Annotated in this window: 16 protein-coding genes and 1 other RNA gene; 12 read left to right on the top strand and 5 right to left on the bottom strand. The window is 65.4% G+C overall.

Features of this window, described 5'->3' with window-relative positions; genetic code table 11:
- Window positions 1–867: 867 nt before the first annotated feature.
- The 5 genes from pepQ (at window position 868) to cydX (ending at window position 5,445) form a co-directional block, all read left to right on the top strand.
- Entirely contained in the window at window positions 868–2,190 is a 1,323-nt protein-coding gene (gene pepQ, locus CA260_RS02660) for a Xaa-Pro dipeptidase (RefSeq protein ID WP_111980898.1), read from the top strand.
- A gap of 156 nt (window positions 2,191–2,346) precedes the next feature.
- Window positions 2,347–2,574: a cytochrome oxidase putative small subunit CydP gene (gene cydP / locus CA260_RS02655; RefSeq protein ID WP_111982970.1), complete on the top strand. Its 228-nt coding sequence runs from the start codon at window positions 2,347–2,349 to the stop codon at window positions 2,572–2,574.
- Window positions 2,574–4,157: a cytochrome ubiquinol oxidase subunit I gene (locus tag CA260_RS02650; protein ID WP_238149693.1), complete on the top strand. Its 1,584-nt coding sequence runs from the start codon at window positions 2,574–2,576 to the stop codon at window positions 4,155–4,157. Before cydP ends, CA260_RS02650 begins: the two co-directional genes overlap by 1 nt.
- Before the next feature lie 10 nt (window positions 4,158–4,167).
- On the top strand, window positions 4,168–5,298 hold the full coding sequence (cydB, locus tag CA260_RS02645; protein ID WP_111980896.1) for a cytochrome d ubiquinol oxidase subunit II: 1,131 nt from the start codon (window positions 4,168–4,170) through the stop codon (window positions 5,296–5,298).
- 15 nt (window positions 5,299–5,313) lie between these two features.
- Window positions 5,314–5,445 (top strand): cytochrome bd-I oxidase subunit CydX, encoded by a 132-nt coding sequence (cydX, locus tag CA260_RS02640; RefSeq protein WP_111980895.1) that lies wholly within the window; start codon window positions 5,314–5,316, stop codon window positions 5,443–5,445.
- Between the two features lie 73 nt (window positions 5,446–5,518).
- Here the strand turns inward: cydX and CA260_RS02635 are convergent, their stop codons facing one another.
- On the bottom strand, window positions 5,519–6,868 hold the full coding sequence (locus tag CA260_RS02635; protein ID WP_111980894.1) for an aminopeptidase P N-terminal domain-containing protein: 1,350 nt from the start codon (window positions 6,866–6,868) through the stop codon (window positions 5,519–5,521).
- Entirely contained in the window at window positions 6,826–7,386 is a 561-nt protein-coding gene (locus tag CA260_RS02630; protein ID WP_111980893.1) for a UPF0149 family protein, read from the bottom strand. The genes CA260_RS02635 and CA260_RS02630 overlap by 43 nt, the downstream gene beginning before the upstream one ends.
- Window positions 7,387–7,488: 102 nt before the next feature.
- Between CA260_RS02630 and CA260_RS02625 the strand changes: the two genes are divergently transcribed.
- From CA260_RS02625 to rpiA, 6 genes are all read left to right on the top strand, one after another.
- The gene (locus CA260_RS02625; protein WP_111980892.1) at window positions 7,489–7,728 is read left to right on the top strand and encodes a TIGR02449 family protein; all 240 of its coding nucleotides are present in this window, start codon (window positions 7,489–7,491) and stop codon (window positions 7,726–7,728) included.
- A 7-nt stretch (window positions 7,729–7,735) separates the two neighbouring features.
- Window positions 7,736–8,044: a cell division protein ZapA gene (locus CA260_RS02620; protein ID WP_425479676.1), complete on the top strand. Its 309-nt coding sequence runs from the start codon at window positions 7,736–7,738 to the stop codon at window positions 8,042–8,044.
- 6 nt (window positions 8,045–8,050) lie between these two features.
- A non-coding RNA gene (gene ssrS, locus CA260_RS02615) (6S RNA) lies at window positions 8,051–8,237 on the top strand.
- An 83-nt stretch (window positions 8,238–8,320) separates the two neighbouring features.
- A complete protein-coding gene (locus CA260_RS02610; RefSeq protein WP_111980890.1) occupies window positions 8,321–8,935 on the top strand; it encodes a 5-formyltetrahydrofolate cyclo-ligase in 615 nt (204 codons plus the stop codon).
- A complete protein-coding gene (locus tag CA260_RS02605) occupies window positions 8,932–9,399 on the top strand; it encodes an EVE domain-containing protein (protein WP_202864037.1) in 468 nt (155 codons plus the stop codon). Before CA260_RS02610 ends, CA260_RS02605 begins: the two co-directional genes overlap by 4 nt.
- 27 nt (window positions 9,400–9,426) lie before the next feature.
- Entirely contained in the window at window positions 9,427–10,065 is a 639-nt protein-coding gene (gene rpiA, locus CA260_RS02600; RefSeq protein WP_111980888.1) for a ribose-5-phosphate isomerase RpiA, read from the top strand.
- A 19-nt stretch (window positions 10,066–10,084) separates the two neighbouring features.
- Here rpiA and CA260_RS02595 read toward each other — a convergent pair whose 3' ends face one another.
- Window positions 10,085–11,770: an MFS transporter gene (locus CA260_RS02595; protein ID WP_202864036.1), complete on the bottom strand. Its 1,686-nt coding sequence runs from the start codon at window positions 11,768–11,770 to the stop codon at window positions 10,085–10,087.
- 109 nt (window positions 11,771–11,879) lie between these two features.
- Here CA260_RS02595 and CA260_RS02590 point away from each other — a divergent pair, with 109 nt between their 5' ends.
- Window positions 11,880–12,854: a GYF domain-containing protein gene (locus tag CA260_RS02590; RefSeq protein WP_111980886.1), complete on the top strand. Its 975-nt coding sequence runs from the start codon at window positions 11,880–11,882 to the stop codon at window positions 12,852–12,854.
- An 89-nt stretch (window positions 12,855–12,943) separates the two neighbouring features.
- Here CA260_RS02590 and CA260_RS02585 read toward each other — a convergent pair whose 3' ends face one another.
- Both CA260_RS02585 and CA260_RS02580 read right to left on the bottom strand, forming a co-directional pair.
- Window positions 12,944–13,375 carry a DUF6326 family protein gene (locus CA260_RS02585; RefSeq protein ID WP_111980885.1) on the bottom strand — a complete coding sequence of 144 codons (432 nt, stop codon included), beginning with the start codon at window positions 13,373–13,375 and terminating at the stop codon, window positions 12,944–12,946.
- 19 nt (window positions 13,376–13,394) lie between these two features.
- Window positions 13,395–14,105 carry a DUF4386 domain-containing protein gene (locus CA260_RS02580; protein WP_111980884.1) on the bottom strand — a complete coding sequence of 237 codons (711 nt, stop codon included), beginning with the start codon at window positions 14,103–14,105 and terminating at the stop codon, window positions 13,395–13,397.
- Between the last annotated feature and the right edge of the window lie 801 nt (window positions 14,106–14,906).

Below are 14,906 nucleotides of genomic sequence, written 5' to 3'. Positions count from 1 at the left end.
CCTCGCTCCTCGAAGCCGCGGCCATCCATGGCCGCTCCCCGCGTGCCCCGGAGGGAGAAGGGCGAAGTGATGGATCGCCGCGCAAAACAAAGCGGCTTTAAGTCCTCTTCGCACCGGCGCGTTGCGGTGTAGCCGCTTCGTTCGGGGTAGTAACGAACCTGTCCTGGCCGGCCTCGGTCATCCGACGCTTCTATCCCAGGTACTGCTATGAGCCCTGGCTCTAGAAGGCCACTACTTTGGGTTACTTTTGACGCGAAGCTAATCCCGTGGGACTTTGACTCCGGGCGTTCCGCCCTCCGCCCTTCCTCGCTCCTCAAAGCCGGCGCCATCCATGGCGCCTCTCCGCGTGCGGGCCGGCTTCGCCGTTCGCGCGCCAAGAACGCGTGCGTGGGCCAGCAAAAGAAAGGTGACTCGAGCTTCCCACAGGGACTAGCTTCGCGTCGCTCCATAGGGACCAGCTTCGCGTCGCCGGCAGGAGATCGAAACGCCCGCTGCGTCCCTCGGGGACTCCCTTCAGTCGTAAGCGGCAGGCTCGCCGCAGCACGGCTGCCGAAGGCCATCGTTCGCTCTCATAAGAGCGACAAACGTGAAGACCGGCGCGAAAGGCTGTCGCGCACTGGGTGCGCTCCTACAGACAGAGCGGCGATCGCGTCGAGCTGAGGCGGGGTCAATCGCGCACAGGGTGCGCTCCTACAGGGAGCGAGGGCCGCCAGGCGAAGGACCCACGGGGAAAAGCACGCGCCCCTCAAAGGCCCAGCGACACGAGCCAAAGACCCCACGACTGGCACCCACACCCCCCAAGCGCCATCATGTAACACCCCTTACCTGCGCAGCCGCGCCACTCCGCGGCAGCCACCCGGAGCTCCCATGCAAGATCGCCTCGCCTCGCTCTACACCCAGCACCTCGCCACACTGCGCGACCGCGCCGACAAGGCGCTTGCGCTCGGCGGGTTCGATCACCTGGTGATTGCCGCCAGCCTGCCGCTGCGCAAATTCCTGGATGACCAGGATTATCCCTTCGTCGCCAATCCGCATTTCCTTCACTGGCTGCCGCTCACCGACACGCCGGGGAGCTGGATCGTCCATACGCCCGGCAAGAAACCCAGGCTGATCTTCCTGCAGCCCAAGGACTACTGGCACGTGGTGCCGGCGGCGCCGAGCGGCTACTGGGTCGAACATTTCGATATCGAGATCGTGCGCAACGCCACGGATGCGGTGGCGTTGCTGCCCGGCGCGGACCAGCGTCGCGCCATCCTGGGGCCCGAGTGCCCGGCGGCGCCGGGTGCCGAGGCCAACAATCCGCAGGCGGTGATCGACTACCTGCACTGGCATCGGTCGTACAAGACGCCGTACGAATTGGAGCTGATGCGCGAAGCCAGCCGCATCGGTACGCGCGCACACCGCGCTGCCGAACGTGCGTTCCGAGCCGGCGAGAGCGAGTTCGGCATCCAGATGGCCTATCTCGCCGCGGCCCGGCAGATGGAAGCCGAGCTGCCCTACGCCAATATCGTCGGTCTCAACGAGCACGGCGCCGTGCTGCATTACACGCATTTCGACCGCAAGGCGCCGGCGCAGAGCCGCTCCTTCCTGATCGATGCCGGCGCGAGCGCAGCGGGCTATGCGAGCGACATCACGCGCACGTATGCCGCCCATGGACACAGCGAATTCCAGGCGCTGATCGACAGCGTCGATGCCGCGCAACAGGGATTCGCCGCCAAGGTACGTGCCGGGCAGAGCTATCCGGAACTGCACATCCATGCGCACCACGTGCTGGCCGGTGTGCTTCGCGAGCACGGCATCGTGCGCATGAGCGCGGAAAGCGCGGTGGCGTCGGGTGTCACCTCGGCGTTCTTCCCGCACGGCCTGGGCCATCCCATCGGCCTGCAGGTGCATGACGTGTCCGGTTTCCAGCTAAACGAGCGCGGCGGCACCATCGCGCGGCCGCAAGGCCATCCGTACCTGCGCATGACGCGTTTGCTTGAACCCGGCATGGTGGTCACCATCGAGCCCGGCCTTTACTTCATCGACATGCTGCTGGACGAACTGCGCGCCAAGCCGGTGGCCAGCGAGATCGACTGGGCGAAGGTCGACGTTTTCCGGCCCTATGGCGGCATCCGCATCGAGGATGATGTGGTGTGCACCGACGCCGCACCGGAGAACCTTACGCGGGATGCCTTCGCGTTGACCTGAGCCACCGGCACGGCCGCGCCGAGTCTCCTGCATGAATGCGCAGCCTCACGGCTGCGCTTTTTTTGCCTGCGTCCTTCCGCCGCTGCGTCAACCCTCCGCACGACAGCTTCACATCGGTTGCGTATGCTCGCTCCGACACAGCAAGAGGCTGTTGGCATGTCCATGCGGTACATCAACCCCAGCCGCGTCGAGTTGCCACGTCGACCATTGCGCCGACTGGGGCGCGAGCTGGTCCTGCTCATTCTCGCCAAGATAGCGCTGCTCACCCTCATCTGGTGGGTAGCGATGGCCTCGTACGAACGCCCCGACACCCGACCCGCCGCGATCGAGCGCCTGCTCGCGCCGGCGTCTGCACCATCCACTTCGACAACGGACCACCCATGATCATCGATCCCGAGGTCGTTACGCTTTCGCGCATGCAGTTCGCGCTCACGGCGCTCTACCACTTCCTGTTCGTGCCGCTCACGCTGGGGTTGGTGTGGATTCTCGCCATCATGGAGAGCGTCTACGTGATGACCGGGCGCGAAGTCTGGAAACGCATGGTGCAGTTCTGGGGCGTGCTGTTCGGCATCAACTTCGCGATGGGCGTCGCCACCGGCGTCACCATGGAGTTCCAGTTCGGCATGAACTGGGCGTACTACGCGCACTACGTGGGCGATGTGTTTGGCACGCCGCTGGCGATCGAAGGCCTGATGGCGTTCTTCCTCGAAGGCACCCTGGTCGGCCTGTTCTTCATGGGCTGGAGCCGTATCTCGCGCGTGGCGCACCTGCTGGTGACCTGGTTCCTGGCGCTGGCGACCAGCCTCTCGGCATTGTGGATACTTATCGCGAACGGCTGGATGCAGAACCCGGTCGGCTCCGCGTTCAACGCCGACACCATGCGCATGGAGGTCACGTCGTTCGCCGAAGTGATGTTCAACCCGGTCGCGCAGGCCAAATTCGTACACACGGTGAGCGCCGGCTACGTGCTCGGCTCGATGTTCGTGCTTTCGATCAGTGCCTGGTACCTGCTGCGCGGCCGAAACGTGGATTTCGCCAAGCGTTCGATGACGGTGGCCGCGAGTTTCGGCCTGGCCGCTGCGCTCTCCGTGGTGGTGCTGGGCGATGAATCCGGCTACGCGGTGTCGGAGAACCAGAAGATGAAGATGGCCGCCATCGAGGCCATGTGGGAAACCGAGCCCGCGCCGGCGTCGTTCACCCTGTTCGGCATTCCCGATGTGGAGAACCGCACGACGCATTACGCCCTGCGCATTCCCTGGGTGATGGGCCTGATCGGCACACGCTCGATCGACAAGCCTATCCCCGGCATCGCGAACCTGGTGGAAGACACCAAGGGACGCATCCACGACGGCATCCTCGCCTACGACGCCATGCTGGTGCTGCGTGAGGACAAGAACAACGCACAAGCCAAGGCCATCCTCGCCACGCACGACAAGGACATGGGCTACGCGCTGCTGCTCAAGCGCTTCATGGATGATCCACGCCATGCCACGCCGGCGGACATCCAGAAGGCCGCCGACAGCACGATTCCGAATGTGCCGGTGCTGTTCTGGTCGTTCCGCGTCATGGTCGCATGCGGCTTCTATTTCATCGCGCTGTTCGCCGTCATGTTCTGGCAGGCGAGCAAGCGCCAGCTCGACAAGCGCCGCTGGCTGTTGAAGCTCGCGTTCTGGAGCCTGCCGCTGCCTTGGCTCGCGGCGGAGCTCGGCTGGATCGTGGCCGAATACGGGCGCCAGCCCTGGGCCATCGAAGGCGTGCTTCCCACGGCGCTGGGTGTTTCCAGCGTGACGACCGGCCAGGTATGGACCTCGCTGGGCGGCTTCGTGTTGTTCTACAGCGCGCTGGCGATCGTCGATGCGGCGCTGATGCTGAAGTACGCGAGGAAAGGACCGGAGGGCCTGGGCCTTTGGCCACCCGTCGAGCCCGAACCGCCCGTCGCCACCGTCGCCGCGCACGCGGGCGTCTGAGGAGTACGCCATGTTCGATTACGAAACCTTGCGGGTGATCTGGTGGGCGCTGCTCGGCACGCTGCTGATCGGCTTCGCCGTCATGGACGGCTTCGACTTCGGCATAGCCGCGTTGCTGCGCGTGCTGTCGCGCACCGACGACGAACGCCTGGTGCTGCTGGAAACCATCGAGCCCACCTGGGAAGGCAACCAGGTGTGGTTCGTGCTCGGCGGCGGCGCGGCGTTCGCGGCATGGCCGCAACTCTACGCCGTGTCGTTCTCGGGCATGTACCTGGCGATCTTCGTGGTGCTGCTCGCCTTCATCATGCGGCCGGTGGGCTTCAACTTCCGCGGCAAGATCCACGATGCGCGCTGGCGCAATCTATGGGACTGGGTGCTCACCGCATCAGGCGTCGTCGTGATGCTGGTGTCCGGCGTCGCGTTCGGCAACCTGTTCCTCGGCGTGCCGTTCCAGTTCGACGACAACCTGCGCATGACCTGGCAAGGCGGTTTCTTCGACCTGCTGCATCCATTCGCGCTGATCGCCGGCCTCGTCTCGCTCACCATGCTGCTCACGCACGGCGCCTGCTGGGCCGCGTACAAGGCGGATCACGTGGTTGCCGATCGCGCCGTGCGTGTCGCCCGCTGGACCACGCTTGCCTATGTGGTGTTCTACGTGGCGGCCGGCATCTGGCTGGCCTATGGTGTGGCAGGCTATGCCATCGTCGGCCCCGTGGTGACCGATGGCGTGTCCAATCCGCTGCACAAGGAAGTGGCCCACGGCAGCAGCTGGTTCGCCAGCTACATGCGCTATCCGTGGTTCTGGATCGCTCCCGTGCTCGGCGTGCTGGGCGCCCTCGGCGTGCAGATGAGCGTCGGCAAGAAAAACCTCGGCTGCTTCATCGCAAGCACCGCGATGGTCGCCGGCACCATCCTGTCCGCCGGCTTCGCCCTGTTTCCGTTCCTGCTGCCTTCCAGTCTCGACCCGCGTTCCAGCCTCACCGTGTGGGATGCCTCATCGAGCCGCGGCACGCTCGGCCTGATGCTCGCGATGACGCTGATCTTCCTGCCGCTGATCATCATCTACACCAGCTGGGTGTATCGCGTGCTGCGCGGCCGCGTCACGCTGGAACACGTACGCCAGTCCGGCCACACCTACTGAGAGAGGAACGACGCCATGTGGTATTTCTCCTGGATCCTCGGCCTCGGCCTGGCCTGCGCGTTCGGCATCCTCAATGCGATGTGGTACGAGGTGCACGCCACCGACGAGGCGCATCGGCGCAAGGAGCCGCGTCCGCCGGCGAAATGATCCAGTTTCTTTGTAGGAGCGCACTCTGTGCGCGACTGCGCGTGCGCTCCCACGATGACGACGAACGGTTGGCTCAGCGCGCGGCCAGCAAAGCCTCGATCTCTTCGGCGTCCTTGGGTACGCCCGACGTCAGCACGTCGTTGCCGTCGCGCGTCACCGCCACATCGTCCTCGATGCGGATGCCGATGCCGCGCCAGCGCTCGGCCACACTGACATCGCCGGGGGGCACATAGATGCCCGGCTCCACCGTCACCACCATGCCGGGTTCGAGCATGCGCGGCTCGCCGTCCACGCGGTAGTCGCCCACGTCGTGCACGTCCAGGCCCAGCCAGTGGCCGGTCTTGGCGGGAAAAAAGCGTTTGTAGCTGCCTTCGGCAATCGCATCGTCGGCGCTGCCCTGGATCAGTCCGAGCGCGCACAGGCCTTCGGCAATCACTCGCACCGCGGCTTCGTGCGCGGCGCTGAACGCGCGACCGGGCATCACTTCGTCGATGGCCGCCAGCTGCGCGGCGTGCACCACTTCATACAGCGCGCGCTGCTCGCGGGTGTAGCGGCCGCTGACGGGGAAGGTGCGCGTGATATCGGACGCATAGCAGTCCATTTCCGCACCCGCGTCGACCAGCAGCAGGTCGCCGTCGCGTAGCACGGCGCGATTGGCGGTGTAGTGCATCACGCAGGCGTTGTGTCCGCTGGCCACGATCGGTGGGAACGCCGGCACCGCGCCTTGGCTGCGCATCACGCGCAGGATCTCCGCCTCCACTTCGTATTCATGACGCCCGGCCACGGCGGCATGCATGGCCGCAAGATGCGCTTCGGCCGCGATCGACGCGGAGGTTTTCATCAACTTCAGTTCGCCGCGCGACTTGTACAGGCGCAGGTCGTGCAGCAGATGCCCCAATGCAACGAATTCCTTCGGCACCACGCCACCGCCGCGCAACTGGCGCAGGCGGCGCATCCAGCCGAGTAGACGCGCATCGAACTCGGGTTCGCTGCCGAAATGGCAGTAGACGCGCGCCCTGCCCTCGATCATGCCGGGCAGGATGTCGTCGATGTCGTCGATCGGGAACGCGTCGTCCATGCCGTGTTCGCTCACGGCGCGATCGGTGCCGATGGTCTCACCGTGCCAGCGCTCATGTTCTTCGTCGCGTTCGCGACAGAACAGCACGGCCTCCCCGTGCTTGCGTCCCGGCAGCAGGGCCAGCACCGCCTCCGGCTCGGGAAAACCCGAGAGATAGTGCAGATCCGAATCCTGGCGATACGGCCAGTTCGCGTCCGCATTGCGCACGCGCTCGGGCGCGGCCGCGATCAGCAGCACGGCGTCCTCGCCGGCCATGCGCATCAGCTGGCGGCGGCGGCGCGTGTATTCCTCGGGCGAAATGCTCAATGCAGCGTGTCGTTCTGGATGGCCGGACGCTTCGCACATTCGGCGAACAACAGCATGGCGGCCATGCGCACGAATTCATGCACTTCGATCAGCGCGTCCTCGTCCTCGCCCTCGTCGCCGAAGTCGAACGAGGAAGAGGCGATGGTGGCCAGGTCGCGCAGGATCTCCTGCGCCTCCTCGGACAACTTGCCATGGACGTCGGCACCCGCCAGGCCGAAGCCACCAAGGAAGCCGCGGCACCAATCCACCAGCGCCTCGGCCCGCTCGGACAGCGGACGATCGTCGGCCGGCAGCAGGGGCTCGAAGCCGAGCTCGGGATCGGCCAGCTCCGCCTCGCTCTGGGCCACCAAGCGCTCGAGCAGGGCCTGATCGCGGCCTGCGGGCGTCACCTCGGCGTCCATGTGCAGCGCCTCGATCAGCGACTGCTTGCCGACGCGGGCGCCGCCCGACAGGAAGCCGCACAGCGAGCCATGCAGCTCGCTGGCGGGGACGGCCAGCTTCAGATGGACCACCGTGTCGTCCAGTTCGTCGTAGCCAATCAGCTCATCGGCGGCCATGGCCATACTCCATTCAGGGCAAGCAGGCAGTTTAATGCACCGCCTCCGGGAACGTGGCGGAGCCTGCTGTTTTGCCCGGACGGCCTGCTATAGTTCCGGCCCATGAGCGCGCCTGAATCCGTCAAGCCAGACCCCGTCAAACGAGAGCTGACTGCCCTCGGCGAACAGGTCGATCGCCTGCTCGACACCGTGCGCCGTCTCACCGAGGAAAACCGCAGCCTGCGACACAGCCAGGAACAACTGGCGAGTGAACGCGCGGGCCTGATGGCGCGCAACGAACAGGCGCGCAGCCGCGTCGAAGCGATGATCCAGCGACTGAAGGCGCTCGAAAACAATGGCTGAAAGCAGCGTGAGCAACACCGCCAGCGAACCGGTCGCCCTGCGCCTGGTCGATCGCGAATTCCTCATCGCCTGCGCGCCGGAAGAACGCGAGGGCCTGCTGGAATCGGCCGCCTACCTCGATCGCAAGATGCGCGAATTGCGTGCCAACGCCAAGGCGCCGGGCTTCGACCGCCTGGCTGTACTGGCCGCCATCAGCGTCACGCACGAATTCCTCGCCCTGCGCAAGCAGCACGGCGGATCTGACCAGGGCGTGGCTGACGGGCTGGCCGCTTTGCGACAGAAGCTTGAAGCGGCACTGGACGCCCACATAAAATAGGCACGGCGTTTTCTGCGGTGTGCGCCAGCACACTCTTACATTTGCCTTGTTCCTAAATACGGCCCCGGGTCGGCTTTTCATCGGTCGTTGTGCATGTCCGCCGCGTGCGGAAAGCCTTGAGACCATGTCGCCCTCCCACCTGATCCATCGTGGATCAAGGTCGTTCGGTGGGCAGCGGCATCGCGGTTAACGCCACCTCATTCCCCTCGTACGGCGCCATTGGCGCCGCGCGTTCAGGGCGCCGTCCGCGGGCCCGCACTGGCAGGAGACGCGAACGTGGACGCCCAGCGACGCGAACTACGCCGGCAACTGGCCGAACAGCGCCGCGCCCTGACGCCGCCGCAGCGCATCGCCGCCGCACAGGGCCTGCGCCGTAGCCTCGAACAGCTGCCCGAGTACCTTACCGACGCTCGCGTGGCCGGCTATTGGGCCTGCGACGGCGAGTTGCCGCTGAACCTGGTCATCCCACCCCTGGCCACGCGCGGCCAGCAGTTCCTGCTGCCGGTGATCGGTCCCAACCGCCAGCTGCGCTTCGCTCCCTGGCAATCGGGCGAGGACGTACAGCCCAACCGCCACGGCATTCCTGAACCGGCATCGCCCCGCGAATTGCTGGAGCCGTTCCAGCTCGATCTGGTGCTGGTACCGCTGCTGGCCTTCGACCGCCGCGGCAACCGCCTGGGCACGGGCGGCGGTTACTACGATCGCGCCTTCGCCTTTCTCAACGAGCAGGTCCGCCCGACCGAGCCCTTGCTGGTGGGTGTTGCCTATGGCTTCCAGGAGCTGCCGGAAATCGCCGAGGAGCCTTGGGACGTGCCGCTGGATTTCATCGCCACCGACCGCGAACTGATCGACTGCCACGCCACCGGCGAGGATGGAGAAGCCCACGCATGACTAAGCGCCCTGTGCATCATTGGCTGATGAAGTCCGAGCCGGACGCGTTCTCCATCGATGATCTCAAGCGCAAGGGCCAGGAAGCCTGGGACGGCGTGCGCAATTACCAGGCGCGCAACTTCATGCGCGACGGCATGCGCATCGGCGACAAGGTGTTCTTCTACCATTCCAACTGCGACGAGCCCGGCATCGTGGGCGTCGCTGAAGTCGCCACGGACGCCTATCCCGATCCCTCCCAGTTCGATCCCAAGAGCAAGTACTTCGACCCCTCCGCATCGCGTGACAATCCGCGCTGGATGCTGGTGGAAGTGAAGTTCGTGAAGAAGCTCAAGCGCACCATCACGCTGAAGGAATTGCAGGCGGATCCGGCGCTGGTCGAGATGCCGCTGGTGCGCAAGGGCAACCGCCTGTCGGTGATGCCGGTGGGCGCGCCCGAGTGGAAGCACATCCTGGCGATGGAATAACGCTTTCTCCCCTATCGGAATCGACGCATGAGCACCAACGAAAAACGCCAGGCCGGCGAAGCCGCCATCCGCTACGTGGAGGACGGCGCCATCGTCGGCGTCGGCACCGGTTCCACCGTCGCCTACTTCATCGACGCGCTGGCCGATCTCAAGGATCGCATCCAGGGCGCCGTGTCGAGTTCGGAACAGTCCACCGCCCACCTCAAGCGCGTGGGCATTCCCGTGCTCGACCTCAACGCCACGGGCAAGCTCACGCTTTACGTGGATGGCGCCGACGAGTGCGACCCGCACAAGCACCTGATCAAGGGCGGCGGCGCGGCGCTCACGCGCGAGAAGGTCATCGCCGAGGCCAGCGACCAGTTCGTCTGCATCATCGATTCCAGCAAGCTGGTGAACCTGCTCGGGAAGTTCCCGTTGCCGATCGAAGTGATCCCCATGGCGCGCAGCCTGGTGGGGCGCGAGATCGTCAAGCGCGGCGGCAACCCGGTGTGGCGCGATGGCGTGGTGACCGACAACGGCAACTGGGTCATCGACGTGCACGGCTGGCAGATCGCCGATCCGGTGGGCCTCGAAAACGACCTCAACCAGATTCCCGGCATCGTGACGGTGGGCCTGTTCGCACGCCGTCCCGCCAATGTAGTGCTGGTCGGCGACAAGGTGCTTTAAGCGCCCTGCGGCAGCGCCGTCACTGCACGTCGCTGCCGTACTCGATCGACTCGTAACTCACGCCCAGCGTGATCCGTGGCGGCGCCTCGCCCTTGTGCAGCGCCTTCACGTGATCGATCAACGCCTTGTCGGACAGCGTCATGCGATCGAGCATGCGCAGGTGCTGCAACCAGCTCTCGATCAGCAGCACCTCGCGCCATATCTCCTCGTTGCGCACGTCGCGGAACATGCCCCAGTAGCGCCCGCCGTTGCGCAGCCGCAGGCGCCGCAGCGCATCGGCAGTCGCCACGAACTCGCCAGCGTGCTCAACGGGAATGATGTACTCGATGGACATCACCACGTCGCCGCGTTCGTGATCGAAGGTCAGTTGCGGCGGTGTCGTCTTCCCTCGCGTGACCAGGCGCAGGCCGCCGGCATCGGGCTGCGGAAACTGCGAGTGGTAGAGCAGGAAGGTGGACATGGCCATCACGATCGCCGCCGTGAGGATCGCGCCCGACACGCTCATGGTTTCGGCGAGGTGTCCCCACAGGAAGGAACCGATCGCCAGGCCGGCATAGAGCGCCGTCTGATACAGCGCGAGCGCGCGGCCTTTCACCCAATCCGGCACCAGGATCTGCACGTTGGCGTTGTATTCAGTGAGCGCGGCGATCCAGCACGCGCCCGCCACGCACAGGGCCGGCATCAGCACGAGCAGGGATTGCGCGTAAGCCAGCGGCACCAGCATCACCGCCAGCGTGCCGGCCGCCGCGCTGATCAAGCGACTGGTACCCAGCCAGCGCCGAAGTGCAGGCACCGACACGCTGCCGAGGATCGCACCGATGCCCAGCACGCCGAGCATGTACCCGTACAACGCGGCGCTGCCGTCGGGAAAGTCGCGAGCCACCAGCGGCAGCAATGCCCAGATCACGCTGGCGGTAAAGCCGAACATGAAGGAACGCAGCATCGCCAGTCGCGTCACCGTCGAATTCCAGGTGAAGCGCAGCGCGGCCACCATGCCTTCGCGGATGCCTTCCGGCGGCAGGCTGCGCACGGGCGTCTCGCGGCGCCAGTACCACAGCGCGGCAAGCAGGCCCACGTAGCTCAGCGTATTCACCAGGAACACCCAGCTCGGCGCGAGCACGCTGAGCATCAGACCACCCAGCGCAGGCCCTAGCGCTCGCGCGACGTTGTAGTTGACGCCGTTGAGCAGCACGGCCGAAGTCACCATCGGCCGCGGCACCTGTTCGCCCACAGCCGATTGCCACGCCGGCACGGTGATCGCGCTACCCAGCGAAATCCACAGCACGGCCAGAATCAACGCCAATGGATCGAGATAGCCCAGGAAGGCCAATGCAGTGAGGAAGATGGCGCCGGCCATTTCCACCACCTGTCCCACCAGCATGATGGTGCGCTTGTCGTAGTTGTCCGCCAGCACGCCAGTGGCGATCGAGAGCACGACCAGCGGCGCCGCCGACGCCACCTGCACCATCGCCACCATGATGGGGCCGGCATGCGCGGCGGTGATCACCCACGCGACGGCCACCGACTGCGCCCACGTGCCCAGGTTGCCGAGCAGGTTGGCCGTCCATATCCGCCTGAACGCCGCGACGCCCAGTGGCGCCAGGATGCCGGTTTCGCGCGGCGCGGGCTCCGCGTGCGGCTGGGCATCCACTTGCGGCGTGGTCGACTGCAGCATGCTGACGAGTGGCTGACCCGGGTTCGCCAAGGTTCCGCGCTCACTCGTCCTCGGTGCGTGAATGTGCTGTTGCCGGTCCCCCGCCCATCTTGTGACGTAGCGCACACCGGTTTAGGCTGGCCGCGGGGAATCGGGAAACATGCCTTGGATCGCAAGCCGCGCGCGGTACACGCCGTCGGCGCCGATCGATCGCACCTCGCCCCACGACATTGCATCCGCCCGTGCCTGCAGGGGCGAATTGATCAACCGCAACGAGGAAAGGGATATGTCCGACGGCGAGAAGGTATGGGTGGCGCAAAACGGCGAGCGCAGCGGTCCGTTTCCCGAGAGCGACGTGCGTCAATGGCTGACCGAGGGCCGCTACGACGCGCAGACGCTGGCCTGGCGCAAGGGCATGGCGGAATGGGCACCATTGTTCTCGCTGTTCCCCGAGCGGCCCGCCGCGGCCACACCGCCTGCTCCACCACCGGCCGCCGTGTTCGAGGCCGCCGATCGCCCCGCGTTCACCCACGTACTGGACGAACCGACCTCGGCTTATCGGCCACCCGCCGAAGCACCGGACACCGACCTGCCACCGGCGCCCTCCATGCATTGGGGCGTCGTGCTGCTGCTCGGCATCGTCACGCTGGGCATCTTCACGTTGGTATGGCCATTCATCCAGGCCAACTGGGTGCGCAAGATCGACAGCGACAGCAAGGCGACACTGTGGCTGGGCATCGGCGTGGGCTGCCTGGTGGTGGGTGAAGGCATGTCGATCGGCAACCCGGGCTCCGCCTTCGGCGGCCTGCTCACCCTGGCGTACGTCGTGCTGTTCATCACGGCCTATTTCGCCATGGCCGGTTCGATCCGTCGCGCGCTGGGCGCGTATGGCCTGCCCGTGGAAATCGGCGGCGTCACGCTGTTCTTCTTCAACACGCTCTATCTGCAGGGCCAGCTCCGCTGGATCTCGCGCTGGCAGCAGACCGGCACCAGCCAGCCCAAGGCGCCCAAGGGCGTGTTCTGGCTGCTGTGGTTGCCGGTGGTCCTGCTGGCGATACTGGCGGCGATCGCCGTTCCCGCCTACCAGGACTACGTGCATCGCGCGCAGGCCATGCAACAGCAGCAGAGCGAATAAGCCACCGGCCATGAGCCAAAAAAGCCCGCCATATGGCGGGCTTTTTCTTGCCCTCGCACAGGCGATGGCCCGCGCAGCCAGTCTTGCTTCTACACGCCGGATGGCTGACCGACGCGTGGCCATCGCCATGCCTGCCACGCGATGAGCAACGACAACACCGCCTCGATCACACCGAGGAACTGATAGAACGCCCACGCGCCCGGCATCGAGACCAGGATGATGACGGCGTAGGCCACACCCAGCACGAGGTTGAACCACCGGCTCAACATCACCGGCAGCGCGAGCGAAAGAAAGACCATCAGGCTGGGAATCGCCATGAGTGCCGCCGTGCCCAGCAGGACGCCCTGCGTGGTCGGGCCCAGCGGGCCCATCTGCCCGTTCAGCATGTCCCGCAGGTTGCCAGGCTGGTAGAGCCCGAAATAGTCGCCGTAGATGTAGCAGAACATCAGGCTGGCCCACAGCGCGGAGAGCTTCAGCCGGACGGGCACCTTGATGTCTTCAAGCGAAGGCGATTTGGCCATGACGATTCCATGCGTCGGGTCAGAGGGGATGGGAAGGCGGAAGCGGCAGCGTACTCGTGCGACGAACGCCCACGACCAGCAGCCATAGGCAGCTGCCGATTTCACCGATCGCCGCGGGCAACGTCATGTAGTTGGACATGGCCATGTCGCCATAACCGGGAAGCACGATGCTGCACAACACGTCGACGACATACCCCGCACAGCCGATCATCAGGAATACGCCGAGGACTCGCGGCAAGAGGCGGGAGCGCATGATCAGGAAGCCAAAGGGGAACAGCCACAATCCCCAGAACACGCTCGTGACCAGCAGCCCGTGGCTGTACGCATCGAATGACGATCGCGCGAGCGCCAGCAGTTGATCGGAAGCATGCGTGACATCACTGCGATCGAGCAGCGAAAGCAGGTTCAACCGCTCCACCACACTCATCAAGGCGAGCGGCACGCTGGCAACGACCAGCATCACCATGATCGCAGCCGCGATCTGGTCGACTGCGCGCAACAGACGATAGAGCGCGAAGGCCAGGAACAGAAACGCCACCTGCTCGACCAGGAAGCTCGCCACGCCATATCGCAGCAGCGTCTCCGACACCACCATGCGTTCGAGCGTCGCCTGCGGATCGCCGTGCACCACCAGCTTGGACGGCACGTAGGCCAGACTGAACAGGCCCGTGAGCACCACAACCAGATAGAGCAAGCCGGCCACACGGGCCAACCGTGATTCCGCATTCATCGCACGCTTCCTTGTAACCCGGTCAGCCAACGGCCGGCGCGCGGAAACTCACCCGCCGCCGGGGTGGAGGTGCAGCTTGCAGGGACACGTTATGACGGGACTGATTTGGCAAGCTTGTGCCATTTGGCATGGCGATGCGGTGGAAGGCACGGGCGGAAGTCAATGCGCGACCTGGCGCAGCGCCGCGCTGCAGGTTCGGAGCGCCGGCATCGATCTGAACTGTCTGAGCACACTGGTGGCCAGGCGTTACGGTTGATCCATTCCGCGTAGAAGCAAAGCACGCTGCGCGCGGCAAGGATGATTCGGATATCGCTGGGACGCTTCTCCGCGCCGCACTCCGATGCCGGCGCTATGCATTGGCCAACGAGTTCCGGACCGTTTGTCCAACGTGCTTCTATGCGATCCCACATCGCTTGGCCACAGCATCACGCATCGTTCGGCCGTTCGAGGCAAGACCATTGCGGGGCCGCGCAGATGGTCGGTGGGCGAACGCTTGATAAGGTCCGCCGTTGTGATGCGAGCCCTCACTTGAAGAAGAATCCGCTAATCGCATCCTGTTGACGACTGGCCGAAGGACGGCCTTGTGTCGATCCCGCGCACGCGCCTTCGTCGCATAGCCGCCCGTCGTTCCAGACGAATTTGTCGAACGAGGATCGTCTCTCTCGCGTCCCTTCCAGTCAGGAACAAAAAAAGCCCGCCATGAGGCGGGCTTCCATGCAGAAAAGCTCAGTACTGTGAGGCCCGGGATGGTTTGCCCATCCATAGGGCTCACCCCTGCGCGCTACGCGCTCCGGGGCCAGC

The organism is Dyella jiangningensis, from assembly GCF_003264855.1.
GTDB classification, from domain to species: domain Bacteria; phylum Pseudomonadota; class Gammaproteobacteria; order Xanthomonadales; family Rhodanobacteraceae; genus Dyella; species Dyella jiangningensis_C.
Note: the sequence above shows the minus strand (reverse complement) of the source record. Positions and strands in the feature narration are given on the sequence as shown.